The 25,209-nt window shown below is 62.4% G+C and carries 32 protein-coding genes and 1 pseudogene; 14 read left to right on the forward strand and 19 right to left on the reverse strand.

From position 1 onward, the window contains the following. Window positions 1-30: 30 nt before the first annotated feature. The 5 genes from HNQ71_RS18950 to dusA all read left to right on the forward strand — a co-directional run bounded on the left by HNQ71_RS18950 (window position 31) and on the right by dusA (window position 4,736). Window positions 31-702: a VOC family protein gene (locus HNQ71_RS18950; protein ID WP_184874189.1), complete on the forward strand. Its 672-nt coding sequence runs from the start codon at window positions 31-33 to the stop codon at window positions 700-702. A gap of 71 nt (window positions 703-773) precedes the next feature. Further along, a complete protein-coding gene (locus HNQ71_RS18955; RefSeq protein WP_184874190.1) occupies window positions 774-1,892 on the forward strand; it encodes a redoxin domain-containing protein in 1,119 nt (372 codons plus the stop codon). Window positions 1,893-1,920: 28 nt separating this feature from the next. Continuing rightward, a complete protein-coding gene (locus HNQ71_RS18960; RefSeq protein ID WP_184874401.1) occupies window positions 1,921-2,958 on the forward strand; it encodes an alpha/beta fold hydrolase in 1,038 nt (345 codons plus the stop codon). A gap of 54 nt (window positions 2,959-3,012) precedes the next feature. Further along, on the forward strand, window positions 3,013-3,432 hold the full coding sequence (locus HNQ71_RS18965; RefSeq protein WP_184874191.1) for an Ohr family peroxiredoxin: 420 nt from the start codon (window positions 3,013-3,015) through the stop codon (window positions 3,430-3,432). 305 nt (window positions 3,433-3,737) lie between these two features. Then, window positions 3,738-4,736, forward strand: a complete 999-nt coding sequence (gene dusA / locus HNQ71_RS18970; RefSeq protein WP_184874192.1) for a tRNA dihydrouridine(20/20a) synthase DusA — start codon at window positions 3,738-3,740, stop codon at window positions 4,734-4,736. Between the two features lie 16 nt (window positions 4,737-4,752). On the opposite strand, the gene HNQ71_RS18975 is transcribed toward dusA, so the two are convergent. Together HNQ71_RS18975 and HNQ71_RS18980 are read right to left on the reverse strand one after the other, a co-directional pair. Then, window positions 4,753-5,457, reverse strand: a complete 705-nt coding sequence (locus tag HNQ71_RS18975; RefSeq protein WP_184874193.1) for a TIGR02281 family clan AA aspartic protease — start codon at window positions 5,455-5,457, stop codon at window positions 4,753-4,755. A gap of 13 nt (window positions 5,458-5,470) precedes the next feature. Continuing rightward, window positions 5,471-5,704, reverse strand: coding sequence for a DUF1289 domain-containing protein (locus HNQ71_RS18980; RefSeq protein ID WP_184874402.1), 234 nt, complete (start codon window positions 5,702-5,704; stop codon window positions 5,471-5,473). Between the two features lie 198 nt (window positions 5,705-5,902). Between HNQ71_RS18980 and HNQ71_RS18985 the strand changes: the two genes are divergently transcribed. Continuing rightward, window positions 5,903-6,901, forward strand: coding sequence for a nicotinate-nucleotide--dimethylbenzimidazole phosphoribosyltransferase (locus tag HNQ71_RS18985; protein ID WP_184874194.1), 999 nt, complete (start codon window positions 5,903-5,905; stop codon window positions 6,899-6,901). Between the two features lie 25 nt (window positions 6,902-6,926). On the opposite strand, the gene HNQ71_RS18990 is transcribed toward HNQ71_RS18985, so the two are convergent. Further along, window positions 6,927-8,447, reverse strand: coding sequence for a sensor histidine kinase (locus tag HNQ71_RS18990; RefSeq protein ID WP_184874195.1), 1,521 nt, complete (start codon window positions 8,445-8,447; stop codon window positions 6,927-6,929). A gap of 74 nt (window positions 8,448-8,521) precedes the next feature. On the opposite strand from HNQ71_RS18990, the gene HNQ71_RS18995 reads away from it, so the two are divergent. From HNQ71_RS18995 to HNQ71_RS19010, 4 genes are all read left to right on the forward strand, one after another. Continuing rightward, window positions 8,522-9,142, forward strand: a complete 621-nt coding sequence (locus HNQ71_RS18995) for a thermonuclease family protein (RefSeq protein ID WP_184874196.1) — start codon at window positions 8,522-8,524, stop codon at window positions 9,140-9,142. 51 nt (window positions 9,143-9,193) lie between these two features. After that, window positions 9,194-9,805, forward strand: a complete 612-nt coding sequence (locus HNQ71_RS19000; protein ID WP_184874197.1) for a glutathione S-transferase — start codon at window positions 9,194-9,196, stop codon at window positions 9,803-9,805. Then, window positions 9,745-10,470 carry a uracil-DNA glycosylase family protein gene (locus HNQ71_RS19005; RefSeq protein WP_184874198.1) on the forward strand — a complete coding sequence of 242 codons (726 nt, stop codon included), beginning with the start codon at window positions 9,745-9,747 and terminating at the stop codon, window positions 10,468-10,470. The genes HNQ71_RS19000 and HNQ71_RS19005 overlap by 61 nt, the downstream gene beginning before the upstream one ends. 209 nt (window positions 10,471-10,679) lie before the next feature. Continuing rightward, window positions 10,680-11,171: an Lrp/AsnC family transcriptional regulator gene (locus HNQ71_RS19010; RefSeq protein ID WP_006205209.1), complete on the forward strand. Its 492-nt coding sequence runs from the start codon at window positions 10,680-10,682 to the stop codon at window positions 11,169-11,171. A 14-nt stretch (window positions 11,172-11,185) separates the two neighbouring features. Here the strand turns inward: HNQ71_RS19010 and HNQ71_RS19015 are convergent, their stop codons facing one another. The 13 genes from HNQ71_RS19015 to moaA all read right to left on the reverse strand — a co-directional run bounded on the left by HNQ71_RS19015 (window position 11,186) and on the right by moaA (window position 20,990). Continuing rightward, window positions 11,186-11,755 (reverse strand): DUF3299 domain-containing protein, encoded by a 570-nt coding sequence (locus HNQ71_RS19015; RefSeq protein WP_184874199.1) that lies wholly within the window; start codon window positions 11,753-11,755, stop codon window positions 11,186-11,188. 45 nt (window positions 11,756-11,800) lie between these two features. Further along, window positions 11,801-12,382 (reverse strand): GNAT family N-acetyltransferase, encoded by a 582-nt coding sequence (locus tag HNQ71_RS19020; protein ID WP_184874200.1) that lies wholly within the window; start codon window positions 12,380-12,382, stop codon window positions 11,801-11,803. Further along, the gene (locus HNQ71_RS19025) at window positions 12,342-13,046 is read right to left on the reverse strand and encodes a DNA alkylation repair protein (protein ID WP_184874201.1); all 705 of its coding nucleotides are present in this window, start codon (window positions 13,044-13,046) and stop codon (window positions 12,342-12,344) included. Before HNQ71_RS19025 ends, HNQ71_RS19020 begins: the two co-directional genes overlap by 41 nt. A 9-nt stretch (window positions 13,047-13,055) precedes the next feature. After that, complete coding sequence (locus tag HNQ71_RS19030; RefSeq protein ID WP_184874202.1) at window positions 13,056-13,925, reverse strand: NAD(P)-dependent oxidoreductase; 870 nt, start codon at window positions 13,923-13,925, stop codon at window positions 13,056-13,058. Window positions 13,926-14,134: 209 nt separating this feature from the next. Then, the gene (locus HNQ71_RS19035) at window positions 14,135-15,004 is read right to left on the reverse strand and encodes an ABC transporter permease (protein ID WP_184874203.1); all 870 of its coding nucleotides are present in this window, start codon (window positions 15,002-15,004) and stop codon (window positions 14,135-14,137) included. Further along, window positions 15,001-15,720 (reverse strand): ABC transporter permease, encoded by a 720-nt coding sequence (locus tag HNQ71_RS19040; protein ID WP_095091530.1) that lies wholly within the window; start codon window positions 15,718-15,720, stop codon window positions 15,001-15,003. Before HNQ71_RS19040 ends, HNQ71_RS19035 begins: the two co-directional genes overlap by 4 nt. Window positions 15,721-15,795: 75 nt before the next feature. Beyond that, a complete protein-coding gene (locus HNQ71_RS19045; RefSeq protein WP_184874204.1) occupies window positions 15,796-16,581 on the reverse strand; it encodes an ABC transporter substrate-binding protein in 786 nt (261 codons plus the stop codon). Between the two features lie 157 nt (window positions 16,582-16,738). Beyond that, window positions 16,739-17,248: a molybdopterin-guanine dinucleotide biosynthesis protein B gene (mobB, locus tag HNQ71_RS19050; protein WP_184874205.1), complete on the reverse strand. Its 510-nt coding sequence runs from the start codon at window positions 17,246-17,248 to the stop codon at window positions 16,739-16,741. Then, the gene (gene mobA / locus HNQ71_RS19055; protein WP_184874206.1) at window positions 17,245-17,877 is read right to left on the reverse strand and encodes a molybdenum cofactor guanylyltransferase MobA; all 633 of its coding nucleotides are present in this window, start codon (window positions 17,875-17,877) and stop codon (window positions 17,245-17,247) included. The genes mobB and mobA overlap by 4 nt, the downstream gene beginning before the upstream one ends. A 56-nt stretch (window positions 17,878-17,933) precedes the next feature. Continuing rightward, on the reverse strand, window positions 17,934-18,854 hold the full coding sequence (locus HNQ71_RS19060) for a DMT family transporter (protein WP_184874207.1): 921 nt from the start codon (window positions 18,852-18,854) through the stop codon (window positions 17,934-17,936). 132 nt (window positions 18,855-18,986) lie between these two features. After that, the gene (locus HNQ71_RS19065) at window positions 18,987-19,346 is read right to left on the reverse strand and encodes a hypothetical protein (RefSeq protein ID WP_184874208.1); all 360 of its coding nucleotides are present in this window, start codon (window positions 19,344-19,346) and stop codon (window positions 18,987-18,989) included. Window positions 19,347-19,464: 118 nt separating this feature from the next. Beyond that, window positions 19,465-19,938 carry a hypothetical protein gene (locus HNQ71_RS19070; protein ID WP_184874209.1) on the reverse strand — a complete coding sequence of 158 codons (474 nt, stop codon included), beginning with the start codon at window positions 19,936-19,938 and terminating at the stop codon, window positions 19,465-19,467. 56 nt (window positions 19,939-19,994) lie between these two features. After that, the gene (moaA, locus tag HNQ71_RS19075; protein ID WP_184874210.1) at window positions 19,995-20,990 is read right to left on the reverse strand and encodes a GTP 3',8-cyclase MoaA; all 996 of its coding nucleotides are present in this window, start codon (window positions 20,988-20,990) and stop codon (window positions 19,995-19,997) included. Window positions 20,991-21,189: 199 nt separating this feature from the next. On the opposite strand from moaA, the gene HNQ71_RS19080 reads away from it, so the two are divergent. Together HNQ71_RS19080 and HNQ71_RS19085 are read left to right on the forward strand one after the other, a co-directional pair. After that, the gene (locus tag HNQ71_RS19080) at window positions 21,190-21,543 is read left to right on the forward strand and encodes a gamma-butyrobetaine hydroxylase family protein (RefSeq protein ID WP_095091538.1); all 354 of its coding nucleotides are present in this window, start codon (window positions 21,190-21,192) and stop codon (window positions 21,541-21,543) included. A gap of 66 nt (window positions 21,544-21,609) precedes the next feature. Next, a complete protein-coding gene (locus tag HNQ71_RS19085) occupies window positions 21,610-22,221 on the forward strand; it encodes a pyridoxamine 5'-phosphate oxidase family protein (RefSeq protein WP_184874211.1) in 612 nt (203 codons plus the stop codon). Between the two features lie 18 nt (window positions 22,222-22,239). Here the strand turns inward: HNQ71_RS19085 and HNQ71_RS19090 are convergent, their stop codons facing one another. Further along, window positions 22,240-22,692: a MarR family winged helix-turn-helix transcriptional regulator gene (locus tag HNQ71_RS19090; RefSeq protein ID WP_184874212.1), complete on the reverse strand. Its 453-nt coding sequence runs from the start codon at window positions 22,690-22,692 to the stop codon at window positions 22,240-22,242. Window positions 22,693-22,739: 47 nt separating this feature from the next. Here HNQ71_RS19090 and HNQ71_RS19095 point away from each other — a divergent pair, with 47 nt between their 5' ends. Continuing rightward, window positions 22,740-23,651 carry an alpha/beta hydrolase gene (locus tag HNQ71_RS19095; RefSeq protein WP_184874213.1) on the forward strand — a complete coding sequence of 304 codons (912 nt, stop codon included), beginning with the start codon at window positions 22,740-22,742 and terminating at the stop codon, window positions 23,649-23,651. 13 nt (window positions 23,652-23,664) lie between these two features. Here HNQ71_RS19095 and HNQ71_RS19100 read toward each other — a convergent pair whose 3' ends face one another. Together HNQ71_RS19100 and HNQ71_RS19105 are read right to left on the reverse strand one after the other, a co-directional pair. Continuing rightward, window positions 23,665-24,060 carry a rhodanese-like domain-containing protein gene (locus tag HNQ71_RS19100; protein ID WP_184874214.1) on the reverse strand — a complete coding sequence of 132 codons (396 nt, stop codon included), beginning with the start codon at window positions 24,058-24,060 and terminating at the stop codon, window positions 23,665-23,667. 67 nt (window positions 24,061-24,127) lie between these two features. Next, window positions 24,128-24,421, reverse strand: coding sequence for a hypothetical protein (locus HNQ71_RS19105; RefSeq protein WP_425492243.1), 294 nt, complete (start codon window positions 24,419-24,421; stop codon window positions 24,128-24,130). Here HNQ71_RS19105 and HNQ71_RS19110 point away from each other — a divergent pair. Next, a pseudogene (locus tag HNQ71_RS19110) lies at window positions 24,420-25,001 on the forward strand (SDR family oxidoreductase); the annotation flags it as partial. The gene HNQ71_RS19105 and the pseudogene HNQ71_RS19110 overlap by 2 nt on opposite strands. Between the last annotated feature and the right edge of the window lie 208 nt (window positions 25,002-25,209).

A 25,209-nucleotide genomic window follows, 5' to 3' on the forward strand; every position in this document is an offset into this window, starting at 1 on the left:
TTCCCATCAAACTCAACGGAGGACGCAGACATGGCGATTGCCACCACCCGCAGCAACACCGCAGTCGAGACGCAAAAGCCGCGACCCCACGATATGAAGCTCGAGGTCGTAGTCATTCCAGTTTCCGATGTCGACCGCGCCAAGCTGTTCTATGCAGGCTTGGGTTGGCGGCTGGACGCCGACCTCGTAGGCGACGAATTTCATATCATCCAGTTTACGCCGCCTGGCTCCCAGTGTTCGGTTGTCTTCGGCTCAGGCGTTGCACCGGGTCCTTATGCTCGTATCGAGCTCGACATCCTCGAAACCGCTGGTGAACTCGTCGTGTCGGACATCGAGGCAGCACGCGCCGAACTCGCCGATCGTGGGGTCGACGTAAGCGAAGTGTACCATTATGCCGGTGACAAAGGGCGCGTCAGCGGGCCCGATCCGGAAAGACGCAGCTACGCCTCGTGGGCTTCCTTCAGCGATCCGGCCGGAAACAACTGGCTCTTGCAGGAGGTCACTGCGCGAGCGCCAGGCCGCGTCGACGGTGGCGGCGCCACATTTGTCTCGTCGGCCGAGCTCGCAGCCGCGCTTCGGCGTGCCTCTGTGGCTCATGGCGAGCACGAGCAGCGGACAGGCGGCCAGCGCGATGAGAACTGGCCGGACTGGTACGCGGAATACATGGTGGCTGAGCAGGCTGGCAACGAACTTCCGCTGTGAAGCGGTTGGGCGCGCAGTGCGCATTCGAACCGTTCGCGCGACGACATCGATCGAACTAGAAGGCGTCGTTGATGAAAGCAACCAAGCTGCTGTTCGCCGCGGCGCTCGCAATGGCAATCGGGGCTCCGATTGCCGGTTTTCTAGGGGGCACGAATATGGCGCAGTCCATAATCTCCACACCAATGCGGGTTCCGTTTCTCCACGAACTCTCTACCTACCGGCTTGAGGAAAAATCGGAGCTTGCTTCGCTCGAAGGGGCGCAAGAGTGGATAAATTCACCGCCGCTGACGGCGTCGGCTTTGCATGGCAAGGTCGTCCTCGTCGATTTCTGGACTTACACCTGCATCAATTGGCTGCGCACGCTTCCCTACGTCCAGGCCTGGGACGAGAAATACCGGAAGCATGGTTTGGTGGTGATCGGAATCCACGCGCCGGAGTTCGCATTCGAAAAAGACCTGAACAACGTGCACCGGGCGGCGAAAGACCTGCGGATCGATTATCCGGTCGGCGTCGACAACGACCATCTCATATGGCGGGCCTTCAGCAACCAGTATTGGCCGGCACTCTATTTCATCGATTCGCAGGGACGTGTCCGGTATCATCATTTTGGCGAGGGGTCATACCAACAATCGGAAATGGTCATCCAGGAATTGCTGGCCGAGGCTGGCGCTGGTGGATTCGATCGTGAGCCTGTGTCGGTAGATGCCCGCGGCATCGAAGCGGCGGCCGATTGGGAGAGCCTCAACTCTCCTGAAAACTATTCCGGATATGAACGCACCCAGAACTTTGCGTCCAGCGGCGAGCTAGTCTTGGACGAGCCGCATGCCTACGAATTGCCGGCGCGATTACGCCTGAATGAGTGGGGGCTGTCTGGCGATTGGACGGTAAGGAAAGAAAAAGCCGTACTGAACAAGTCCGACGGCCGCATCGTCTACCATTTCCACGCACGCGACCTTCATCTGGTCATGGGTCCGGCATCGCCGGGAACGTCCGTGAGATTTCGCGTGCTGATCGACGGACAGCCACCAGGCTCGGCTCACGGCATCGACGTCAATGAAAAGGGCGAAGGTGCAGTGACAGAGCAGCGCCTGTACCAGCTGATTCGACAATCGAAACCCATCGTCGATCGCCAGTTCGAGATCGAGTTTCTCGACTCGGGCGTGGAGGTCTTTGCCTTCACGTTTGGCTGATCGTCCGGACAAGGAAAGAGGTTCTCAAATGCATTCGCTCAATACCCCTGATGAGATCGACCAAGAACGCCGACGGTTCTTTGGCGCCACCGCGATGGCTCTCGCCGCCACTCAGTTCGGCCTGATGGGCCCGGCACAAGCGCAAGAGGCGACCGGAGAGCCCGTGGCAGCGTCCTTCGGGCCCTTGAAGCAGATCGATGCCGGCGTGCTGAGCGTCGGCTATGCCGAGCTTGGACCCGCCGACGGCCCACCCGTCATCCTGCTGCATGGCTGGCCGTATGACATCCACACCTATGCCAATGTCGCGCCTCGGCTGGCGGCGAAAGGCCACCGCGTGATCGTTCCGTACCTGCGCGGCTACGGGCCAACGCGTTTCCTGTCGGACGATTCGATGCGCAACGGCCAGCAGTCGGCGATCGCCGCCGACATTGTCGCCCTGATGGACGCACTGGGCATCGAAAAAGCGACGATGGGAGGCTGCGACTGGGGCGCCCGGACCGCGAACATCATTGCCGCGCTATGGCCTGAACGTTGCAAGGCGATGGTCTCGGTGAGCGGATACCTCATCGGCAACCAGCAAGCCGGCAAGCTGCCGCTGCCACCCAAGGACGAGTTGCAATGGTGGTATCAATTTTACTTGGCCACCGATCGCGGCCGCGCTGGCTACGAGAAATACACACGGGATTTCGCCAGGCTGATCTGGCAACTCGCGTCCCCCCAGTGGAATTTCGACGATGCCACATTCGAGCGCAGCGCTGCTGCCTTGGACAATCCCGATCACGTGGCAATTGTGGTCCACAACTATCGCTGGCGGCTCGGACTGGCCGCCGGCGAGAAGCACTACGACGCGTTTGAGGAGCGACTCGCGCAGGCACCGGTCATCGGCGTGCCGACGGTCACGCTCGAGGGCGACGCCAATGGGGCGCCGCATCCGGACGCCAGCGCATACGCCAAGATGTTCTCAGGGAGATACGCGCATCGGGTTGTCACCGGAGGCATCGGACACAACCTGCCCCAGGAAGCACCGCAGGCCTTCGTTGATGCCGTTGTCGAGGTCGACGCCTGATCGAGTTCGCGGTAACCGCCCCGGCGGTTACCGCTGCCAGCAAAAAGAATGCCCATGAGCCGCATCGCAAGGGTTGTCTACACGGCCAGGACCGCAACTACGGGCGGCCGTGAAAATGGCGCCTCGCGCAGTTCCGACGGCCTTCTGGACATCTGGCTTTCGGCGCCCGGATCGGCGCGCATAGGCACCAATCCGGAGCAGTTGCTCGCGGCCGGCTGGTCGGCCAGCTTCGCAAGCGCAATCGCATCTGCGGCCCACGAACGAAAAATCGCGCTGCCTGCAGGGGTGAGCATCGAGGCCGAGGTGAATCTGAACCACGGAGAAAACGGCCACTTTCTCAGCGTCCAGCTGGATATTGCGGTGCCGGATCTGGAGCGTGATGTCGTACAAATTCTGGTGGATGAAGCGCACGAGATTTGTCCTTACTCCAGAGCGACACGGGGCAACATCGATGTCATGACGAGGATCGTCTGACCTGACCAACCGACACTATCTGAAAAGGGTTTGGATCGAAGTGAGCGATTAGCGTGCGATCAAGGGCTGCGATATTGCACTTCCCGGATGTCTTTGGAGCATATCGAGGGGTGCGGCCTTGGAGCGGCGAGGGGACTTGCCTACATCGCACATGTCGTCGATATGAAGGTCGATGAGTTCGCCGAACGCTTTCAGGCGCGCTATACGGGACTTAGTCGGCGTCTAACCGCGATCGATTTGGCGCTCGGTTTCGGTTGCCCAGCGCCGTGCGTCGTCTCGGCGAACGATTTGACGTTAAAGAAAAAATGCTGAAAAATCAAGATCATAGACTGGCTATTGCACCCATGATGGATTGGACGGATCGGCATTGCCGGTTCTTCCATCGCCAACTGACCAGCCGTGCGCTGCTTTACACCGAGATGGTGGTGGCCGACGCGGTCATCCACGGCGCGCGCGAGCGGCTGCTCGGCTTCGATGCGGCGGAGCATCCGGTCGCCTTGCAGCTCGGCGGCTCGAATCCCGGAAAACTCGCAGAGGCGGCGCGCATCGGCGAAGCCATTGGCTATGACGAGATCAACCTCAATGTCGGCTGCCCGTCCGACCGCGTCCAGTCGGGCGCCTTCGGCGCCTGCCTGATGAAAGTGCCTGACCTCGTCGCCGACTGCGTCGCCGCGATGAAAGCGGCGGTGGCGATTCCCGTCACTGTCAAATGCCGCATCGGCGTCGACGAGCAAGACCCCGAGCCGGCGCTCGATACGCTGGCGGACGGTGTCTTCGAAGCCTGCGCCGACGCGCTGTGGGTGCATGCGCGCAAGGCGTGGCTGGAAGGGCTGAGCCCCAAGGAAAACCGTGACATCCCGCCGCTGGACTATGGCCGCGTCTATCGGCTTAAGGCCAGAAAACGAAACGAATTCATTGGCATCAACGGCGGCATTCAGTCGATCGAGGAGGCGCGGGCTCATCTCGACCACGTCGACGGCGCCATGCTTGGCCGCGCCGCCTACCACACGCCTGGCATTCTGGCCGGCGTCGACACCGCCTTCTACGGCGTCAAGTCCGACGCGTTCGATTTCGCCGCGGTGATCGATGCCATGGCAGAGTACGCGGCCCACCATATCGAACAGGGCGGGCGGCTTGGCCATGTCACCCGCCATATGGTCGGACTGTTCCATGGCTTGCCCGGCGCGCGCCGCTACCGCCAGATCCTGTCCACCGATGCGACCCGGCCCGGCGCCGGACCGGACGTGCTGAAGACGGCCTTCGCAGCCGTCGAGTTCGGTGGAGCGGCGGCCGAAGCGGCCTGACGCGTTCGGGTCGGGGTCAATCCCTGAGGATCATGCGGTCGCCGCGCACATCGAAGCCCGACAACGAGCCGATGAAGTTCATGCCAAGCAGGCTCTGGCTGAGCATGCCGGGTGCTGCGATCATCACCGGCATGTCCTTGCGCACGATGCCGCCGATCGCCAGCTGATCGGTCTTGACGGCCGCGGCGCGCGCCATGCCGTTGGCGGTCGAGACCGGTATTGTGTAGTTGAGCGCCGCTGGATTGAATCCAGCTGCCTGGGCGTCCTCGGACGTCAGCACGGTGCTGGTCGCGCCGGTATCGACCACGGCTCGCACTGGATTGCCGTTGACCAGGATGCGGGCTTCGAAATGGCCGTTGTCCGCCTTGTCGAGTGTCACCGTGGCGTGGCCGTCCTCGACGCCCAGAGCCAGCGGGCTGCCGGGAACAAGGCCTGCGGTGACCCGACTGGCGACATCCTGCAGTTCGTAACGATACTGGTAGCCGGCGATAAGCGCGAGCGCGATGGCCGCCCAGGCGCCGAGGTTGCGGGCCATGGCGCCCAAGGGCCTGCCTGAGCGAAGCAGGCCGGCGCCGACCAGCGCGCCGAAGGCGCCAAGCCAGATCAGCCGGCCGAAATCGTAGTTCTCGACGCCAAGCGTGCTGCCGCCGGAATCGTTGAGCATGAGCAGGACTGCTCCCATCCCGATCGCGGCAATCAGTATCCAGAACAGCCGGTTCATCTGTGTGGTCGCCTCACGAAAGCGCGTCGCGTTCGCGCGTCATGCGAGCACGGCGTGTTTCCCGCCGCGGCCGGCGCTCGACCGCTTCCAGCCGGGCAGGCAATTCAGCCATGACGGAGCGGCGCGTTTCGGGCGTCATTTCGATCCAGGCGCCGATTTCCTCGCGCGTGCGGCCGCAACCGAAACAGAAGCCGGTTTTCATGTCGATCGAACAGACCAGGATGCAAGGGGATTCGATGACCGTCATGTCTTTCTCTTGAGGGTTTCCGTCCGGAATCCCTTGTTCCATCTCCACATGGTGCAACCGCAAAGCCAATGCAAGCCCTCGCAATTGCGCCTTCGCGGCGATCTTTGCGGCAAATGCACGAGCACGATCCAGGAGGTTGTGCCAACCACGCAAGGCGGCTATGCCGCTCACCAACTCCAGGGAATGATTGCCGACGACATGACCAGCGCGCTGCCTTTCGACGATTTTCGCAACCTGCTGGCCAACTTGCCGGCGGCCGACACGACAGCCGAAGCCCGTGTGCGCACGCTGTTTGCCAAGGCCGACAAGCCCGTCAACTCGCTTGGCCGCATCGAGGACATCGCCGCCTGGCTGGCCGCCTGGAGCGGGCGGGCTCCGCCCGCCGTGACAAGGCCGTTGATGGCGGTCTTTGCCGGCAACCATGGCGTCACCCGACATGGCATTTCGCCACGGCCGGTGGCGGCGACCGCCAACGCGGTCGAGCTTTGTGCCGCCGGAGGTGCTGCCATCAACCAGATCTGCATTGCCAATGATCTCGGGCTGAAGGTTTTCGATCTCGCCCTGCACATCCCGACCGCCGACATCACCGAGGATGACGCATTGGACGAGCGCGGTTGCGCCGCCACCATGGCCTTCGGCATGGAAGCGATCGCCGGCGGCACCGACCTGCTTTGCCTCGGCGATCTCGGCGTCGGCAACTCCACTGTCGCCGCGGCCCTGTTTGCGGCGCTGTTCGGAGGCAAGGGCGCCGACTGGGTCGGCCCGGGATCCGGCGCCGGGGCGGCGATGCAGGCACGCAAGGCGCAAGTGGTCGATGCGGCACTGGCCTTTCACGGCGGCCATCTCGGCGACCCGTTGGAGGCGCTGCGCCGGGTCGGCGGCCGCGAGTTCGCGGCGATCGCCGGCGCCATCCTCGCCGCACGGATGCAGAAGATACCGGTGCTGCTCGACGGATTTGCGGCAACGGCGGCTGCAGCGGTGCTGCATGCCGCCAACCCCACGGCACTCGACCACTGCCTTCTTGCCAGCCTGTCGCCAGACCCCGCGCATGCCAGGGCCGCCGAGCGCCTCGGTCTTCGCCCGTTGCTCGATCTGGGCATCGGCCATGGCGAGGGGGCAGGGGCCGCTCTTGCCGCAGGCCTGGTCAAAGCAGCGGCGCTGACCAGTTCGGGCATGGCGGCGGCTGTGCGGGGTTAGACGCCAGACACACGAGCGAAGTCTGCTAGCGCCGCCGCGCCGCCACCGCCGCGGTCGGCAGCGCCGGCAGTTCTTCCATCACCCGGCTCAGCGGGAAGATGGCGATCGCCTCGGTGCCTTCGCGCAGCTTGGAATGCAGTTCGAACGTGCCGCCATGCATTGCGAGCAGGCCTTGCACGATCGGCAGGCCGAGTCCGGTGCCTTGCTCGGCGCTCTTGATCGCGATCGAGCCCTGGCCGAAGGCCGAGAGCACCACCGGGATTTCGTCTTCGGGGATGCCGGGACCATTGTCCTTGACCGAAATGTACTGTCCGCCACCCGCCGTCCAGCCGACGCGAACGCGGATTTCGCCGCCGGTGGCGGTGAACTTGATGGCGTTCGACAGAAGGTTGAGCGTGATCTGCCGCACCGCCCGCTCGTCGGCGAACAGGCGCAGCAACTCATGCTCGAAATCCTGGACAATGCGGATATCCTTGTTGCGCGCCCTCAATTCCATCATGTGACAGCAATCCTCGACGATGTTGAGCAGCATCACCGGCTCCTCGTTGAGCTGGTAGCGGCCGGCCTCGATGCGCGACAGGTCGAGGATCTCGTTGATCAGGTCGAGCAGGTGCTGGCCGGACTCGTGCACGTCATGGGCGTAGTCGCGATAGGTCGGGTTGCTCATCGGTCCGAGCACCTCGTTGGACATCACCTCGGAGAAGCCGAGAATGGCATTGAGCGGCGTGCGCAATTCGTGGCTCATCGAAGCGAGGAACCGCGACTTCGCCAGATTGGCGTCTTCCGCCCGCCGCCGTGCTTCGTCGGACATCGATTTCGCCGTCTCCAGTTCGGCGACCAGCGCATCCTTTTCGGAGCGGAAGGATAACAGCATCAGGGACGCGCGGTTGAGGTGGCGGGCGACATAGGCGAAGAAGGGCAACGACACGACCAGCAGTCCCGCCATGATCGCCCCGACCGGCATCCACGGCTTGACACCGGCATAGGCATAGAGCGCCACCGGAACCGCAAAGGTCGCCAGCAAGGCGCCGCCCAGGGAGGAGGTCATGACAGCGGTGGCTGCCATGGCGACCAGCAGCACCACCGCTTTGACAACTTGGAACTGGTCGGGCAGGCAAGTGCTGCAGCCAAGCCAGACGAACCACCCCCAGCCGAGACCGCAAAGGAAATGGCCGATCAGCAATTCTCTTTGTGTTTGCAGAGGGTTGAGCACGGAAGCTTCGGTGCGCTCGATGCGCCGCGCCAGGAATGTGACGATGGTGTAGCAGGCGAGCGTGAACAGCGCCCAGAGGCCGATCTCGTTGCCGACGCCGGCAAATCTGCCGGCTGCCGCGATCGCCAGGACGAGCAGCGGGATGGCGATGGCGCCGCTTGTCATCGCGCGGGCGTGGAGCTTCAGGAGTTCGCGGTCAAAATCGGGATTGCCGGCCTGCTGCGAAAGACGGTCGCGCGTCTTGCGCACCGCGCGCGCGACATCGCTGTTGCGATGAGGTTTCCGGCGGTCCACAATGAACTTGTCCGCTGTGTTCGAGCGTTGCAAGGGCATGAAACTTCAATTTATGCGAGCAGCGGTTTCCAAGTGTTAAGCTACGTTCGAATGATTAACCAACCGTTTGCCATATGAGCCGTTCCTGGGGCACGAGGCCGCGCCGAGGATACGCTGCGCCGCCCCGAAGCCTGTGGCGCCGTCTGATGGATTACGGGCTTACCGTCATCATTCTCGGGTTGCTGATCCTGCTGGCGGCTCGTCTCGACAGGGTGGAGACACGCAAGGCGGAAGGTGCGGCAATCGTCAACGATGGCGATTCCATCACGCTTGGCGCCGAGCGCATCCGCATGCGCGGCATCGATGCTCCGGAATATACGCAGACCTGCCGTAGGAATGGCGCCGACTATCCCTGCGGCACGCTGGCGCGCCAGGCACTGGTGCGGCTGATCGCCGGCAGGCCCGTCTCCTGTACCGGCTGGCAGCGAGACCGTTACGGCCGATTGCTTGGCGACTGCACCGCCGGCGGCATGGACCTCAACCGTGCGCAGGTGGAGGCGGGCTGGGCGGTTGCGTTTGGCGGCTTCGAGAGCGAGGAGGCGATAGCCCGTGCGGCAAGGGTCGGAATCTGGGCGGGTACGTTCGACCGGCCGCAGGACTGGCGCGACAGCCATCACGGCGAAGTCGTCGAGAGAAAGCACGGCACGCTGGCGTCGATCGGCGACGCCGTGCGCGAGATTTTTCGGTTCTGGTAAAGCCCGTAAGGGGCTGAAATCTATGGTTGTTGGGAAACCGGGAGGATGGGAATGAAGTTGTTCAACGGTGGCCGCGCACCCAATCCGAGGCGGGTCCGCGTTTTCCTAGCCGAGAAGGGCATTACTGTTCCGCTGGTGCCCATCGACATGGGCGCGCTGGAGCACAGGAAGCAGTCGGTCAGTTCGCGCAACCCTTTGCAACGTCTACCGGTGCTTGAACTCGACGACGGCACCATCCTCACCGAATCCGTCGCCATCTGCCGGTATTTCGAGGAGCTGCAGCCAGAGCCGGCCCTGTTCGGGCACGGCGCGCTCGGCGAGGCACAGGTCGAGATGTGGCAGAGACGGATGGAATTCAATCTGCTCGGCTGCGTCGCACAGGCCTTCCGTCACATCCATCCAGCCATGAAAGAATGGGAGATTCCGCAGATTCCCGAATGGGGCGAGGCCAACAAGCCCAAGGCCGTGGCGTTCCTCAGGCTGCTGGACGATGAGCTGGGCAGCCGGGAGTTCATCGCCGGTGACAGCTATTCGATTGCCGACATCACCGGCCTGATCGCTGTCGACTTCATGAAGCCGGCGCGCATCAAGGTGCCGGACGAATGCGCCAATGTGTTGCGCTGGCATCAGGCAGTTTCCAGCCGGCCGAGCGCCTCCGCCTGACCATGATCCCGAAAAGTGGAAGCCGGTTTTCGGACGAGATCATGGTCGACGAAGATGCTCTCGAAAGCTTCGCCGCGACGATTCGCGCTTGCCGCATCTGCGTCGAAAATCCGATCGGCAAGCCACTGCCGCACGAACCGCGACCGGTGTTGCGACCATCGTCCAGCGCCCGCATCCTGATCGCCAGCCAGGCGCCGGGAACCAAGGTGCATATCACAGGCATGCCGTTCACAGACGCCTCCGGCGACCGCTTGCGCAGCTGGCTCGGGGTGACAAGCGAGGAATTCTACGACATCGACAAGTTCGCCATCGTGCCGATGGGCTTTTGCTTTCCCGGCCAGGATGCAAAGGGGGGAGACTTGCCGCCAAGGCGCGAATGCGCGCCGGCATGGCGCGCGCCCTTGATGGCCTTGATGCCGCGGATCGATCTGGTGCTGACGATCGGCATCTATGCGCAGTCCTGGCACATGGGTGCCGCTCGCCGACCCTCGTTGACCGAAACGGTAATGGACTGGCGTGCCATCTGGGATCAGCCCGGCGGCCGTAAGGTGCTGCCGCTGCCGCATCCTTCGTGGCGCAACACCGGCTGGCTGAAGAAGAATCCATGGTTTGAAATGGATTTGCTGCCGTTCCTGAGATCGGAAATCCGCTATCGCCTCGATTGAACTTTCAGCAAGAAATCACTCGCTTTTTGCCCGATCGGCAGAATTTCTTTCTTGTGAAAGGCCATGATAAGGCGGAATATAGCCAATCTATTCCCCAAAGCGCACTACGGCTGACGGGAAGCCGTGACGCGCTGTGAATTCTTGTTTTCCGCATATCGTTACCCCAAAACCGCTGCGCACTTTTGGGCGACATGCATCAGGAGCAAAAAATGGACCGCCTCGACAGAAAAATTCTCCGCCTCTTGCAGGAGGACGCGACACTCGCGGTCGCCGACGTCGCCAAGAAAGTCGGGCTGTCGACGACACCTTGCTGGCGGCGCATCCAGAAGCTTGAGGAAGAGGGCGTCATCAAGCGGCGGGTCGCCATCCTCGACCATGAAAAGGTCAATGTGCGCGTCACCGTCTTCGTGTCGATCCGCACCAATTCGCACAGCCATGAATGGCTGCGGCGGTTTTCCGAGGTCATCCAGGAATTTCCCGAAGTGGTCGAGTTCTACCGCATGAGCGGCGATGTCGACTATCTCTTGCGCGTCGTGGTGCCCGACATCGCCGCCTACGACGCCTTCTACAAACGGCTGATCGCCAAGATCGAGATCCGCGACGTGTCGTCGTCCTTCGCCATGGAGCAGATCAAGTACACGACCGAGATCCCGCTCGACTACATGGTGCTGGACAAGGAATCGGGCGCCAACGCCGCTTGAGTTGACCGGGGCTCTCAGTTCTTTTTCTTGTTGAGGAAACTCCAGGGCGAGTTCACCGGCAGCGTGATCGTGTCCGGCACGCTGTCGACGCTCACCACATCGGCCTTGCGCACGGCGTAACCTGACTGGATGACGCTGACGCCATCGAGAATGAAGAGCTGACTTTTCTCCATGTCCGGCTTAAGCGCGCCGGTGACGGCAACCGGCTGATAGGCCTCCGACATCTTGTAGGGATGAGCCGGCGTAACCAGCACGATCTGGTTGGGCGGCGGTGTCGGCATGTGGCTGCAGGCGCCCGTCCACGGCACCAGCAGGAACTGATAGACAAGGTCGCCGTCGCGATCGACGGGCAATGCATAGCCTGCCAACTGGATGGTCTTGTCCTGCAGGTTCAGGGACAGCGTCTCGCCATGGTCGGGCAATTTTGCCGCGATCATCGGCAGCCCGACGTTTTCGGCTGCGGTCTGCGTTGCCGGGCGCAGGTCCTTCCAGAAAATGTATGCGGTCTCGGCCGAAGCGCTGGCGGCGGCCACGGACACAAACGACACTGCGAGCGCTATGGTTGATCTGATGTGGTTGCTCATGGCCGCTTCCTTTGGACCCGAGTAGAGACGCCGTTGCCAATGACGTCAACGCTCGAGCCGCATCACATGTCTGCGAGAACCGGCCATGCCGATCTCGTGGAACCCGCGCGCCACAAACATGTTGCGAAGGCCCATGAAGCTGTAGCACGGCGATGCCTGATCGACCGGATAGGCCTCGATCGTTCTGGCCCCTTTGGCGAAGGCGTGTTCGATGGCCGCGTCGAGCAGTGCGGCAGCCAACCCGCCGCCACGCAAGGCCCTTGGCACGTAAAAACAAACGATCGACCAGATATCGGTCTCGCTGTCGTCCTGTTGGCGTGACAGCCTGCGATAGGTCCGGCGTGGCGCGACCGAGCACCAACCGACGGTCTTGCCGTCAATCAGGGCGAGGATGCCGACCGGCGTGCCGGCGTCGACGAGCGCCATCATGGCCCGCTTTTTCTGGTCGCTCTCGACATGCTCGCGGCTGGGCAGATGGCGCCAGGCCATGCACCAGCAATATTTCGGGGCGCCCGGCCGTTCGAACAGGTTTTCGAAATCGGCGCGCGGCGAGCGCGTCACTTCCGTGAAGTGGATTTCAGGTCCGTCACGCTTTCCTGGCGGCGAGGCGCTCGAGCGTCCTGGCATCCGACAGTTCCTTCACAGCATCCTTGCCGATCCAGCGCGCCGTCTTGTCGGTCGATTGCGCGAGCCTTTCGGCGACAGCAAGGGCAGCACCGTGCATATCCATCGATCGCTTGCCGATCGAGCGAAGGGCCCAGTTGACGCCCTTCTTCACGAAGTTTCGGCCGTCGGTGGCATGCGCTTCGATGATCGGCAGGAAGGCGAGAAAGGTCGCCTCCGGCTCTTTCTTCCGGTGGACGACTGACCAAGCCATCATGGCAAAAGCCGTGCGTCGAACGAATTCCCGTTCATCTGCCGCGAAATCACCGATCAGTTCTTTCCAGGCGTCCGTGTCGACGAAGAGATCGGAGACGCCGTCGACGATATCCCAGGAGTCGAAACTCGACGCCCATTGCCTTGCATCCGCTGCAGAAAACCGCTTCGGGTCGGCCGTGACGGAAGCGACGAACTGCGCCTCCATGATCCCTGTCTGCCAAAGCGCGAAAGCGCGCTCATGGTTGCGCTTGATTTTTTTGGCAATCTGCCGCTGCACGCCGTGCGAGATGCCGAGCGCACGTTCGATCTTGATGCCGTAGCGCAGCATGCCGAGGCGATTTTCCTCCGAGCCGATCGAGCGCAGATGCGCGACGATTTCTTCGGCAGTGGATTGGGGCGAAAGCTCGGCCATCGCGAACCCTTATTTTTCCAGGCGCGCCAGCAGCGAGGACGTATCCCAGCGCTTGCCGCCCATCGCCTGCACATCCTTGTAGAACTGGTCGACAAGTGCGGTAACCGGCAGTTTGGCGCCGTTGCGGTCGGCCTCGGTCAGGCAGATGCCAAGGTCCTTGCGCATCCAATCGACGGCGAAGCCGAAATCATATTTGCCGGCATTCATCGTCTTGTGCCGGTTCTCCATCTGCCAGGAACCGGCCGCACCCTTGGAAATCACCTCGATCACCTTCTCGATGTCGAGCCCGGCCTTCTTGCCGAAATGGATGCCTTCGGCCAGACCCTGGACGAGGCCGGCGATGGTGATCTGGTTGATCATCTTGGTGAGTTGGCCAGCACCTGCCGATCCCATCAAGCCGACCATGCGGGCATAGGCATCGATGACGGGCCTGGCCCTGTCGAAAGCTTCCTGCTCACCGCCGACCATGACAGTCAGCACGCCGTTCTCGGCGCCTGCCTGGCCGCCGGAGACCGGCGCATCGAGAAACGAAAAGCCACCGGCCTGCGCGGCCGCCGCCAGTTCGCGCGCGACCTCGGCCGAGGCCGTCGTGTTGTCGATGAAGACCGAGCCTTTCTTCATCGATTTGAAGGCACCTTCGGGACCTATCGTCACCGAACGCAGATCGTCATCGTTGCCGACGCAAGAGAAGACGAAATCCTTGCCCTCGGCCGCATCCGCCGGCGTCAGTGCGAGGCTGCCGCCATGCTGGCCAACCCATTGCTCTGCCTTGGCCTTGGTGCGGTTGTAGACGGTGACGTCATGGCCACGCTTGTTCCTGAGGTGCCCGGCCATCGGATAACCCATCACGCCAAGACCGAGAAATGCCACAGATGCCATGATTTTACCCTTCAGACGGAAACGAAATTTGCTTCGAAAGCTCTAAAGCGCGTCTCGTTGAAACGGATTCAGGCGACGCGCTTTAGGTCTTGGTTTCATGCATGTCGTTGCCCCAAGACCGGGGCCACTTTTGGGCACATGCATTAGGCTCTGCGCTCACGTCAAGACGCCTGTGGGCTGATCGACTGGTACAGCCAGTGTGGATTCAGTCAGCGCTTCAGATGAATGGTGATCCGGCGTTCGATCCATTCAATGCCATGACGCAATATCTCGACCATGACGAGGTAGACGACGGCGACCCAGATATAGGCCTGAATGTCGAAGGAGTTGGCGAAGGCGAGCTTTGCGTTACCCATCAGGTCGTAGACCGTAATGATGGCGACGATGGCCGAAGCCTTGATCATCAAGATGAGTTCGTTGCCGTAAGGCCGCAAGGCGACAATCAAGGCCTGCGGCAGGATGATCTTGCGCAACGTCTGCAATTTGTGCAGGCCAAGGGATGCAGCACCTTCCCATTGGCCCTTGGGCACGCTCTCGATGGCGCCGCGCAGGATTTCGGCTTGGTACGCGGCGGTGTTGAGCGCAAAGGCAAAGACGCCGCAATTGAAGGCGTCCTTGAAAAAATCCCAAAGCGTGAATCGGGCGAGAGTCAGCCCATCGCTAAACACGGGAAGGAAGATGCCGAATTCGCTGAGTTGCGGGCGGAAAGAGCCAACGCCGTAATAGACGAGAAAAGTCTGGACCAGCAACGGCGTGCCACGGAAAAAGTAGACATAGCAATAGGCGAGGCCGGACAGGATCCGGTTGCTGGACATACGGCCGTAGGCGACGGGGAGCGACAGTATCGCACCAAGCACCATCGCTATGGCGACCAGCGACAGGGTGACCCCAAGCCCTCTCAGATAGGCCGGCGCATATTTGGCAAAGAAGGCCGGATTCCAGGCAAGGACGAGATAGGCAACTATGCCCAGCCCGAAGGCTATCCACAGGCAGACGAGCGCGTAGCCCGCGACGCGGGGACGCGGCCAGCCCCGCGCCCGTGGCGGTGGCCGCTCGACCATGGTCGCTGTAGCGCTCATCGTTGTGCCTCCCGCCGGCCGAGCGAGCGCAGGATGGCGCTGGTGGCGAAGGACGAGACGATGGCCAGGCCGAGAAAGACCAGCGCCGCCACGCTGTAAAACAGGAACGAGTGCTTGGTGACGCGAGCCGCCACACCGGCGTTGCGCAAAGTCTCGGCGAGACCGACGACCGACACGAGCGACGTGTCCTTGAGCAGACTGAGCCAGCAGTTCTCAAGTCCGGGGAAGGCGATGCGAAGCAGTTGCGGCAAGATCACCTTGCGCATGGTCAACCAGTTGGAAAGGCCAATGGCATAGCCGCCCTCATACTGGCCTTTCGGTATGGCGCGGAATGCCGACAGGAAAACTTCGCTGGCATAGGACGAGAAGATCAGGGAAAGCACGATCATGCCGGCGACGAAGCCGTTGACGTCGATGGTCGCGTCGGGCCGGAAATACCGGATGAGATGCTGCAGCAGAATTGGCACGCCGAAGAAAAACAGGAAAAGCGTCACCAGTTCCGGCAGGCCGCGGAAGACAGTGGTGTAGATGTTGGCGGCGAGGCGCAGCGAGGGTTCTTCGGACTGTTTGGCGTATGCAATGAAAAAGCCGATTGTCAGCCCGATCGGCAGCGTGGCGAGTGCGAGCGCGACGGTAACCAGGGCGCCATAAGCGATATCATCAAGCCAGCCATCGGGTCCCCAACTGAGAAGTGTCCATAAGCTCTGGGCTGGCATTGACTGGTCTTGTCTCCACGGCGATCACAGAAGACCGGAAGGCGGCGGGAGACCCCCGCCGCCTTTGTCATATTATCAGGATTCGGCGCCGAAGACGTCGAACTTGAAGTACTTGTCGTTGATTTCCTTGTACTTTCCGTTGGCGCGAATAGCATCAATGGCCGCATTGAACTTGTTGACGAGATCGGTCTCGCCCTTGCGCACGGCAATGCCGGCGCCGGGTCCGAAGATGTCGACCGGTTGCGGCGACGGCTGGCCGAGAATCTTGCAGCATGCGCCATCAGGCGAATCCAGCCACTGCTGAAGCACAACAATATCGTCCTCGATGGCGTCGAGACGACCATTGGCAAGATCTGCCTGCTCCTCGGGGCTGCTCGGATAGCCCTTGACGGTGCTGTCGGTGTAGGTCTTCGAGGCATAGTTGAAATGCGTGGTGGTGGTGGCGACACCGATGGTCTTGCCAGCGAGATCTGCCTTGGTCACGCCTTTCAGCGTGCTGTCCTTAGGCACGGCCAGGGCCGACGGCGTGTTGTAATATTTGTTGGTGAAGTCGACCTTCTCCTTGCGCTCGGGCGTGATCGACATCGAGGCGACGATGGCGTCGAACTTGCCGGCCTGGAGGGCTGGAATGATGCCGTCCCAATCCTGGGCGACGAAGGTGCACTTGACCTTCATCTGGTCACAAAGCGCCTTGGCGATGTCGATGTCGAAACCGACGAGCTGGCCATCGGCGGTGAGGTTGTTGAAGGGTGGGTAGGCGCCTTCGGTGCCGATCCTCAGGGTCTTTTCCTGGGCCTGGGCTACGCCGAGCGTCAGCAGCGCAGCCGATGCGGCAAGCGCGATACGCAGTGCAATACGCATGATAGTCCTCTCTTTATTGTCCCGGCCGTCGTTCCTAACGGCTCTGTGGGGCGGTGCTTTTGACCGCCCGCTGGCGCGATACTCCCACTCTTTCCAAGAAAAAAGCAACTGCAAAACCACAAAAATGGGCAAGACTATTCTGCCGCTGCGTTAGCTCTCAAGCAACGAGCCCGGTGGCCCGCTCGATGAAGTCGGCTATTGATCCCACGTCGTCGAGATCGAACACCGGCAGCGGCTCGCCTTCGGCCGCAAAATCGGCGGCGACGGCGACGATGTTCGGATCCGTTGCCGAAAGCGGCGTACGGTCCTTCGCGTCCAGCCGGCGGGTTTCGATCTTGCGGTGGGCTTCGCGCTTGTAGCCTTCGACCAGCACCAGATCGCACGGTGCAAGCCGTGACAGAATCGCCTCCAGTTTCGGCTCATCCTCACCGCGCAGTTCGTGCATCAGCGCCCAACGATTGCCGGATACGATCGCGACTTCGGTGGCGCCGGCCTGCCGGTGGCGGAAGCTGTCGGCGCCCGGTTTGTCGATGTCGAAGTCATGATGGGCGTGTTTCACCGTCGACACCTTCCAGCCACGCCGGACGAGTTCGGTGACCAGCCTTTCGGTCAATGTCGTCTTGCCGGAATTCTTCCAGCCGGTGATGCCGAAGACGCGTCTGTTCATGATTTCATGCTCCGCAACAGACGTTCTGCCTGAACAAGATCGTCGGGCACGTTGATGTTGAAGAAAGGGTCGACCGGTTGGCCCGCGGATTGCGGATCCGGGAATTCCACCTCGACAAATTCATGCCGTTCGATGAAGGCCGAAACCCGCCTGATATCCTCATCGACCAGAAAGTGCCGCAAGGCATCGCGGCAGTCCGTCGGCCACAGCGCGAAGGTCGGATGCCGCTTGCCGGCCGAGCAAGCGACGGCAATCGAACCGGGACGCTGATCGGTTGCTGCCGCCAGCCGTTCGACAAGGTCAAGCGGCAGGAAGGGCGTGTCGCCGGCAGCGGTGACGATCGCCTTGCAAGCCGTCTTGGCGGCTGCCCATTCGAGGCCGGTCAGGATTCCGGCAAGCGGTCCGGCAAAGCCCATCACCGTGTCTGCAAGCACTGGCAGCCCAAAGCGCGAGAACCGCGACGGATCACCGTTGGCGCTGAGCACCAGGGGTTCGATCTGCGGGCCAAAGCGCAACACGACCTGGTCAAGCACGCGACCGCCGCCAAGCGGCAACAGGCTCTTGTCGCCACCGCCCATTCGTCTGGACTGGCCGCCGGCCAGAATGATCCCTGCAACATCTCGCTTCATGCCACCGAGCCTGTACGCCAGCCGTCGGAAATCACAAGAACCTTCAGGATGTTCGGCTAGATTCCATCCGGGACCATGCTTGGCCCGGTGCTTTCGGCGACGATCTTGCGCCGGCCGACGACCCGCTCGCGGTAAAGCGCATAGAGGCCGGAGCCGATGATGATCGTGGCCCCGACGATCATCGGCAGATCTGGAATGTCGGCGAAGACGAACAGACCAAGCAGGATCGACCAGATCAGGGCCGTGTAGCGGAACGGCGCGATGAAGGAGATGTCGCCCGCCCGCATCGCCATGATGATGAACTGGTAGCCGATGAGCACCAGCACCGCGGCCAGCGCCAACAAGGCTGTGCTGTTCCCCGTCATCGGAGTCCAGCCCCCCATCGGTGAAAGCAACGCGGCTCCCAGGATTGTCATGGCAAGCGCGGTGGCGGTCGACACCAGCAGCGTCGGAATGGCCTTGGGAATCCGCTTGGTGGCAAGATCGCGCACCGCACAACAGGCAACGCAGGCCAGCGCCACCAGCGAGTAGACGCTGAACCCTTCGAAACCTGGCCGCACGATGACCAGCACACCGGCAAATCCGATGGCGATGGCCAGCCAGCGCCGCCAGCCGACACCCTCATTGAAGACCAGCGCCGCGCCCATCGTCACCGCCAGCGGCAGCGCCTGGAGGACAGCCGAGACACTGGCGATCGGCAAATGGGCGAGCGCGATCAGAAACGTCACCGTGCCGCCGGCTTCGCCGAGGACGCGCAGCGCCACCATTGGCTCGAGCATCGAGCGTAGCCGGACGAGGGCACCGCGCTGCCAGGCAAGCGTGCCGACGAACAGGGTCGCAAACGCTCCCCTGATCAGCATGACTTGCGCCATGTTCATCGATTGCGACGAGTATTTGGTGATGGCGTCGTTGAGGGTGAAGCCGGCCATCGCCACCACCATGAACAACGCGCCGCGAAGGTTTGGAGAAAGGGGCAAGACGACTACCGGTTCTGCTTTGCAGCAAGCCTGTACCAGCCGGGCATGAAACAGCAACAGCAAAGGGCTGGGCCACGGGCTTGGCCGTAGCCCAGAAGATCGATCGCCCGCAACGCGGCAGACCTTATTTCTTCATTTCTTCGGCGTCAGAATTTCGGTGCCGTTGCCTTCCTTGCCGGCGATCGTCCACAGGCCGTGCAGCGACCCGTCATCCTCGACCTTGTAGACGACAAGGCCGATGTCCTTGCCCATCACATAGCCGGCCGAGAAGGCGTCGTCGTTGCGCATGCAGATACCGTCGGAGGACGAGCCGCCCGTCTCCCAATGGATCGCGCAGGTCGTCCCGCTGGTCAGCGTGATGGTGGCTTCGCCATCATAGGCAGAGCCGTCGAAATTGGTGCCGGCGACGGTATAGGTGCCGCCAATCGACTGGGCCGTAGCGGGAAAGGCCGTGAGGCCAAGCAATGCGAACGAAAGAAGAAGTTTGCGCATGGTATATTCCCCCAGAGCGAAAGACCGCTACGAGACGGAGGCTAAGCGGGAAAACGCCACCGGTAAATCAGGCGGACATTCGCGTACGGAGATTTGTCGGCGGTGTGGCCGAAAATGCTCATGGTCCCTTGAGACTGCTGGCGATGGCGCCGACCAGCGGATCGTATTTCGACTTCAGCGCCGGTGGGTAATCGACCCAGACCGTGCGGATGACGCCATCCCGGCCGAACAGGCGTCGCTCGTAGAAGATCTTTCCATCCTTCAAGCCCGACAGCACCGCCCAGTCCTTGCCAGCCTTGCTGTAGGTGACCTTGTAGCCGGGTTCACCGCTGGCCTTCTCGGCCGCCACGAAACGCTTCGGCGTGTCGTCGTCGATGTTGAGGATGCCCGAGCAGATCAGGCTGGCGCCGTCGGCACTCAGCCATTCCTGGCCGTCGCCATTGTCCGGCTCGGGCTGGCGGTCGGTGAAGATGTCGTCGGGAAAGGTGCAGACGGTGCCGAAGCGCTCATTGGTGTAAGTGAATGGCGCGGCAACGGCGTTGGTCGCGGCAATCGTCGCGACAGCCGCCAGAAATGAGGAACGACTCAGCATATCCTGCCTCGAAGCCAATGACCCGGAGGCGATCCTGCATCAATTTCGCGAAAAGATCAGCCGCCGGTGACGCTCATGTGCCGCGAAACGGAGGGGCGGCTGGTGCGGCGGTCGATGATGAAATCATGGCCCTTCGGCTTGCGACCGATCGCTTCGTCGATGGCTTCGGCAACCAGCTCATTGCCCTCGGACGCACGCAAGGGCGCGCGCAGGTCGGCGGCATCCTCCTGGCCGAGGCACATATAGAGCGTGCCGGTGCAGGTCAGCCGGACGCGGTTGCAGCTCTCGCAGAAATTATGCGTCATCGGTGTGATGAAGCCGAGCCGTCCGCCGGTCTCGGCGACATGCACGTAGCGGGCCGGGCCGCCGGTCTTGAAGGGAATGTCGGTCAACGTGAACTGGCGTTCCAGCGACGCGCGCAGTAGCGACAGCGGCAGGTACTGGTCGGTGCGGTCGCCGTCGATCTCGCCCATCGGCATGGTTTCGATGACCGTCAGGTCCATGCCGCGGCCATGCGCCCAACGCATCATGTCTGGCAGTTCGGCGTCGTTGAAATCCCGCAGTGCCACCGTGTTGAGCTTGACCTTCAGCCCGGCCGCAAGTGCCGCATCGATGCCTTGCATGACCTTGTCGAGATGGCCCCAGCGGGTGATCTTGTGGAACTTGTCGGCATCGAGCGTGTCGAGCGAGACGTTGATGCGCTTGACGCCGCAATCGGCGAGCTCGGCGGCGAAGCGCGACAGCTGCGAGCCGTTGGTGGTCAGCGTCAATTCTTCCAGCGCGCCGCTGTTGAGATGCCGCGACAGCTGGCGCACGAGGTGCATGATGTTCTTGCGAACCAGCGGTTCGCCGCCGGTGAGGCGCAATTTCCTGACACCTTTTTCGATGAACACCGTGCACAGCCGGTCGAGTTCTTCCAGCGACAGCAGGTCCTTCTTCGGCAAGAAGGCCATGTCCTCGGCCATGCAATAGGTGCAGCGGAAGTCGCAGCGGTCGGTCACCGACACCCTGAGATAGCTGATGGTGCGCCCAAAAGGATCGATCATGTCCATGCTTCAAGCAATTCCCGTGGCCGTGAGCGGCATCGTTATATACCGCTATGTGATACGATCCGGCCTGTCATTCAAGATACCGCTTCTCGATCTTTGGTAACATTCCCTGGCCGACATCGCATGTCGGCTCACCTCAAACGGCCTTTTCCCTTCCGGAGAAGCAGCGTAGGGAAGGGGGATTGCCACGGGATCGAACACCATGACCGCACCCAGGGAACTCAGGGTCTCGAAGGACCGCAAACTGCTGTCCGTCACCTTTCCCGATCATCGGCCGTTCGAACTGCCGGCGGAGCTGTTGCGTGTCGCTTCGCCATCGGCCGAAGTGCAGGGCCATTCGCCAGACCAGCGGGTCACGGTTCCCGGCAAGCGCAATGTGGCGATCCTGAAGATCGAGCCGGTCGGCAATTATGCGGTGCGCATCACCTTCGATGATTTCCACGACACCGGCATCTTCACCTGGAATTACCTGCACACGCTGGGCCACGAGAAGGATGAGCGCTGGAATGCCTATCTCGCCGAGCTTGCGGAAAAGGGCCTGAGCCGGGACCGCTAGGCCGTCGCTGTCGTCAAAACGTCATCGATGTGGGGTAGCGCCGGCAAAGGTTTGGAGACGAAGACAATGTCGGTCATCACCACGGTCGAGCAGCTCGAGGCGCTCTATGGCGTTCCGGGCGAGGCTTCGCTGGTCAAGGAACTCGACCGCGTCATTCCCGAATACGCAGCCTTCATCGAGGCCTCGCCCTTCGTCGCGCTGGCGACCAGTGGACCGGAGGGGCTGGACTGTTCGCCGCGCGGCGATCTCGCCGGCTTCGAGCGCATCGTCGATCCGAAAACGCTGATGATGCCGGACCGTCGCGGCAACAACCGCGCCGATTCGCTGAAAAACATCATCCGCGACCCACGCGTCGGTCTTTTGTTTCTCGTGCCGGGTTCCGGCACGACGCTTCGCATCAACGGCCGGGCCCATATCACGACGGATACAGCGCTGTGCGCGTCATTCACCGTCGACGGCAAGGCGGCGCGCTCGGTCACCGTCGTCGAGATCGATTCGGTCTATTTCCAATGCGCCCGCGCCATTGTCCGCTCCGAGCTGTGGAACCCGGCGAGGCATGTCGACCCGAAGTCGCTGCCGACGCCCGGACAGATCCTGGAAATCACCAGCCACAAGAATATCGACGGCGAGACCTACGACAAGGAATGGCCGGAGCGGGCGAAGAAGACGATGTGGTAGTTTTCCTAGCTGAAAGGGCTAGGCGTCTTTCAGCACCTCATAGATCTTGCGCATCTGCTCGCCGATCATGTCGCATTGTTCCGGTGTCGACTGGCTCATGGCCTTCTCGATGAGCGCCATGTGCACTTTCAGCGCCTGCATCAGCAGCGCCTCGCCGGCTTCGGTCAAGGCGAGCCGCAGGATGCGCTTGTCCTTCTCGTCGCCTTCGCGGCGCAGCAGGCCGCGCGCCTCCAGCTGCGGCAGGAGCATGGTGATGTTGGAGCGGCCGACGAGCAGCTTGCGGGCAAGGTCGTGCTGCGACATGCCTGGGTGACGGTAGAGGTTCATCAGCACGTCGAGCTGCGCCGGCTTCAGGTCGAGCGGCGCCAGTTTTGTCGCAAGCGTGCGTTCAAGCACATGGCAGGCGCGCGCCACCGCCACCCAGTTGCGAAAACGCGGGTTGTCCCAAGGTAACTCTTGTTTATTGTTCATCTTTGAACTATTATGTTCATGCTTGAACGTATGGATGGATTCTAACTATGGCATCAATCGGGCTGAAGGTCATCCGGCGGGTGTTTGGTGCAGCTGAGCGTATTGCGCCGCGCCTGACCGGACGCGCGGCTTTCGAACTGTTCTGCCGCACGCCGAATGTGAAGGCGCTCAGCGATGGCGAGCGCCGCGCCGTCGACCGTGCGGCCGCGTTCATGTCCGAGGCACGCCATCATCGGCTGAAGACAGCGACCGGCTGCGTCATGGTGCACGAATTCCGGCCGGAGCCGGGCAGGGCGGCGGCCGGCACGGTGCTTGTCGTGCATGGCTGGCGTTCGCGCACCGAATATATGCGTGCGCTGATCGAAGGCTATCGCGCGGCCGGCTACAGGGTGGTTTCGCTTGACCTGCCTGGCCACGGCCAGTCGCAGGGCCGACGGCTGAACATGGTCAATGCCGTGGATGCGGTGCGGGTCGCCGGCGAATGGTTCGGCCCATTCGTGGCTGTTGTCGGTCATTCCTTCGGCGGCGCCGTCGCGGCCAATGCTCTCGCCGGCTCGGTCAAGAACATCCCGCCGCTGGTGGCCGAACGCCTGGTGCTGATCGCAGCGCCCAGTTCCCTGCCGGCGATCTTCGCCGACTTCAGCCGCATGCTCAACGTCGGCCCGCGCTCGCAGGCCGCCATGGCGGACCGTGTCGAACATCTTTCCGGCCGGCCGCTGCACGAATTCACCGGCGACCGCCAGCTCGCCGATGCGCCGGTGCCGACCCTGGTCATCCACGCACCGGACGACCGTGAAGTTCCGGCCGACCATGCAACACGCTATGCCGGCGCCGGCGGCCATGTGCGGCTCCACTGGGCCGACGGGCTGGGGCACCGTCGCATTCTTGCGGACAAGGGCGTGGTCGGACGTGCGGTCGGCTTCGTCGGCGAGCATCACGAGCCGTCGCTGCTGCACTAAACGGCAATCGAGGCTATTTCTTCTTCCCGCCGGGTTCGACCGGCAGTCCGGCAGCCTTCCAGGCGGTGTAGCCGCCGAGGATGTGCTTGACCGGCGAAAGCCCCATATCCTGCGCCGTCTTGGTGGCCAGCGCCGAGCGCCAGCCGCCGGCGCAGAAAAAGACGAAGCTCTTCCCCGAAGCGAAGAACGGCTTGTGATAGGGGCTCTCGGGGTCGATCCAGAATTCCAGCATGCCGCGGGTGACATGCTTGGCGCCGGGGATCCTGCCGTCGCGTTCGACCTCGCGCGGATCGCGCAGGTCGACGAAGATGGTGTCTTCATCGTCAAGCAGCCCGGCTGCTTCCTCCGGCGACACCACCTCGATCTCGGCATTCGCCTCGTCCAGCAGTTCGCGATACCCTTTTTTCACAGGCTTGTCCTCCCGACCGCGCATTTGGCTGGTGTGTGTGGATTTGCAGCACAACGGCCGGCATTTGTCACGCTCTGTCCGTGCCGGCCATCGTCTGCCACGCCGCCATCGCGCCGGCCACGGTTGCCAGAAGATCCGAATGCGAGGCGCCGTCGCGGGCCTGGATCGACATGCCGTGCTGAACCGTGGCGTAGAAGGTGGCGGCAGCGCCACAGTCGAACCCAACCGGCAGTTCGCCCTCGGCAACGCCGCGTTCGAGACGCTTGCGCAGGGCGGCATGATTCTCGGCGCGACGACGGCGCAGGTCGTCGCAGATGGCGCCGCGGCTGGAGTCCTGGTGCAGCGCGCCGAGCGTTATCAAGGGCGGCCGCGCCATCGCCATCAAGGCCGACAACCGCGACGCCGCGGCCATAGACAAGGCCGTCGATGACGCAGCGACCGCATTTGGCCGGCTCGACATCCTGGTCAACAGCGCCGGCATCTGGCGCGCCGCACCCATCGACACCCTGTCGCTCGCCGATTTCGACGAGACCATGTCGGTCAATCTCAGAGCCCCGTTCATCGCTTCGAAGGCGGCGGCAGTGCATATGGGCGAGGGCGGCAGGATCATCTCGATCGGCAGCAATCTTGCCGAGCGGGTGACCGACACAAGTCTGGGCGCCTATTCGGCCAGCAAGGCGGCACTCGTCGGCCTGACCAAGGCGCTGGCGCGCGACCTTGGCGCGCGCGGCATCACCGCCAATGTCGTCCACCCCGGTTCGACCGACACCGACATGAATCCGGCCGATGGCCCGCATGCCGAACACCAGCGCCAGAAGATGGCAACGCCGCGCTTTGGCAAAGCCGAGGACATTGCCGGCATGGTCGCCTGGCTCGCGGGGCCGGAAGGCCGATTCGTCACCGGCGCGGCGCTGACCATCGACGGCGGCGCCAACGCCTGATTCCCGGGGGATTTCCCGCCGGCCGGAGCGGAGACACCTCGCTCCGGCCGTCACGATGTTGTGAAACCGTTCTGCAACAAGCGTTCCAAAATTTATGGAAGCTTAACGAAATCAGTATGAATCAGTATAGTCGCGCCTTACATCCGCCATGCGGTGAGCGAGATCGTCTTAACGGTGCGGAACGGGAACCGGTTACAGCCGGGCGGGT

The sequence above is a fragment of the Mesorhizobium sangaii genome, assembly GCF_014207355.1.
In the GTDB taxonomy this organism is placed as follows: Bacteria; Pseudomonadota; Alphaproteobacteria; order Rhizobiales; family Rhizobiaceae; genus Mesorhizobium; species Mesorhizobium sangaii.

What these genes read in the sequence shown, in the direction of transcription:
- HNQ71_RS18950 (WP_184874189.1), top strand. Translation starts at nt 31, where the DNA reads ATGGCGATTGCCACCACCCGCAGCAACACCGCAGTCGAGACGCAAAAG.
- HNQ71_RS18955 (WP_184874190.1), top strand. Translation starts at nt 774, where the DNA reads ATGAAAGCAACCAAGCTGCTGTTCGCCGCGGCGCTCGCAATGGCAATC.
- HNQ71_RS18960 (WP_184874401.1), top strand. Translation starts at nt 1,921, where the DNA reads ATGCATTCGCTCAATACCCCTGATGAGATCGACCAAGAACGCCGACGG.
- HNQ71_RS18965 (WP_184874191.1), top strand. Translation starts at nt 3,013, where the DNA reads ATGAGCCGCATCGCAAGGGTTGTCTACACGGCCAGGACCGCAACTACG.
- dusA (WP_184874192.1), top strand. Translation starts at nt 3,738, where the DNA reads ATGCTGAAAAATCAAGATCATAGACTGGCTATTGCACCCATGATGGAT.
- HNQ71_RS18975 (WP_184874193.1), bottom strand. Translation starts at nt 5,457, where the DNA reads ATGAACCGGCTGTTCTGGATACTGATTGCCGCGATCGGGATGGGAGCA.
- HNQ71_RS18980 (WP_184874402.1), bottom strand. Translation starts at nt 5,704, where the DNA reads ATGACGGTCATCGAATCCCCTTGCATCCTGGTCTGTTCGATCGACATG.
- HNQ71_RS18985 (WP_184874194.1), top strand. Translation starts at nt 5,903, where the DNA reads ATGACCAGCGCGCTGCCTTTCGACGATTTTCGCAACCTGCTGGCCAAC.
- HNQ71_RS18990 (WP_184874195.1), bottom strand. Translation starts at nt 8,447, where the DNA reads ATGCCCTTGCAACGCTCGAACACAGCGGACAAGTTCATTGTGGACCGC.
- HNQ71_RS18995 (WP_184874196.1), top strand. Translation starts at nt 8,522, where the DNA reads ATGAGCCGTTCCTGGGGCACGAGGCCGCGCCGAGGATACGCTGCGCCG.
- HNQ71_RS19000 (WP_184874197.1), top strand. Translation starts at nt 9,194, where the DNA reads ATGAAGTTGTTCAACGGTGGCCGCGCACCCAATCCGAGGCGGGTCCGC.
- HNQ71_RS19005 (WP_184874198.1), top strand. Translation starts at nt 9,745, where the DNA reads ATGCGCCAATGTGTTGCGCTGGCATCAGGCAGTTTCCAGCCGGCCGAG.
- HNQ71_RS19010 (WP_006205209.1), top strand. Translation starts at nt 10,680, where the DNA reads ATGGACCGCCTCGACAGAAAAATTCTCCGCCTCTTGCAGGAGGACGCG.
- HNQ71_RS19015 (WP_184874199.1), bottom strand. Translation starts at nt 11,755, where the DNA reads ATGAGCAACCACATCAGATCAACCATAGCGCTCGCAGTGTCGTTTGTG.
- HNQ71_RS19020 (WP_184874200.1), bottom strand. Translation starts at nt 12,382, where the DNA reads ATGCCAGGACGCTCGAGCGCCTCGCCGCCAGGAAAGCGTGACGGACCT.
- HNQ71_RS19025 (WP_184874201.1), bottom strand. Translation starts at nt 13,046, where the DNA reads ATGGCCGAGCTTTCGCCCCAATCCACTGCCGAAGAAATCGTCGCGCAT.
- HNQ71_RS19030 (WP_184874202.1), bottom strand. Translation starts at nt 13,925, where the DNA reads ATGGCATCTGTGGCATTTCTCGGTCTTGGCGTGATGGGTTATCCGATG.
- HNQ71_RS19035 (WP_184874203.1), bottom strand. Translation starts at nt 15,004, where the DNA reads ATGAGCGCTACAGCGACCATGGTCGAGCGGCCACCGCCACGGGCGCGG.
- HNQ71_RS19040 (WP_095091530.1), bottom strand. Translation starts at nt 15,720, where the DNA reads ATGCCAGCCCAGAGCTTATGGACACTTCTCAGTTGGGGACCCGATGGC.
- HNQ71_RS19045 (WP_184874204.1), bottom strand. Translation starts at nt 16,581, where the DNA reads ATGCGTATTGCACTGCGTATCGCGCTTGCCGCATCGGCTGCGCTGCTG.
- mobB (WP_184874205.1), bottom strand. Translation starts at nt 17,248, where the DNA reads ATGAACAGACGCGTCTTCGGCATCACCGGCTGGAAGAATTCCGGCAAG.
- mobA (WP_184874206.1), bottom strand. Translation starts at nt 17,877, where the DNA reads ATGAAGCGAGATGTTGCAGGGATCATTCTGGCCGGCGGCCAGTCCAGA.
- HNQ71_RS19065 (WP_184874208.1), bottom strand. Translation starts at nt 19,346, where the DNA reads ATGCGCAAACTTCTTCTTTCGTTCGCATTGCTTGGCCTCACGGCCTTT.
- HNQ71_RS19070 (WP_184874209.1), bottom strand. Translation starts at nt 19,938, where the DNA reads ATGCTGAGTCGTTCCTCATTTCTGGCGGCTGTCGCGACGATTGCCGCG.
- moaA (WP_184874210.1), bottom strand. Translation starts at nt 20,990, where the DNA reads ATGGACATGATCGATCCTTTTGGGCGCACCATCAGCTATCTCAGGGTG.
- HNQ71_RS19080 (WP_095091538.1), top strand. Translation starts at nt 21,190, where the DNA reads ATGACCGCACCCAGGGAACTCAGGGTCTCGAAGGACCGCAAACTGCTG.
- HNQ71_RS19085 (WP_184874211.1), top strand. Translation starts at nt 21,610, where the DNA reads ATGTCGGTCATCACCACGGTCGAGCAGCTCGAGGCGCTCTATGGCGTT.
- HNQ71_RS19090 (WP_184874212.1), bottom strand. Translation starts at nt 22,692, where the DNA reads ATGAACAATAAACAAGAGTTACCTTGGGACAACCCGCGTTTTCGCAAC.
- HNQ71_RS19095 (WP_184874213.1), top strand. Translation starts at nt 22,740, where the DNA reads ATGGCATCAATCGGGCTGAAGGTCATCCGGCGGGTGTTTGGTGCAGCT.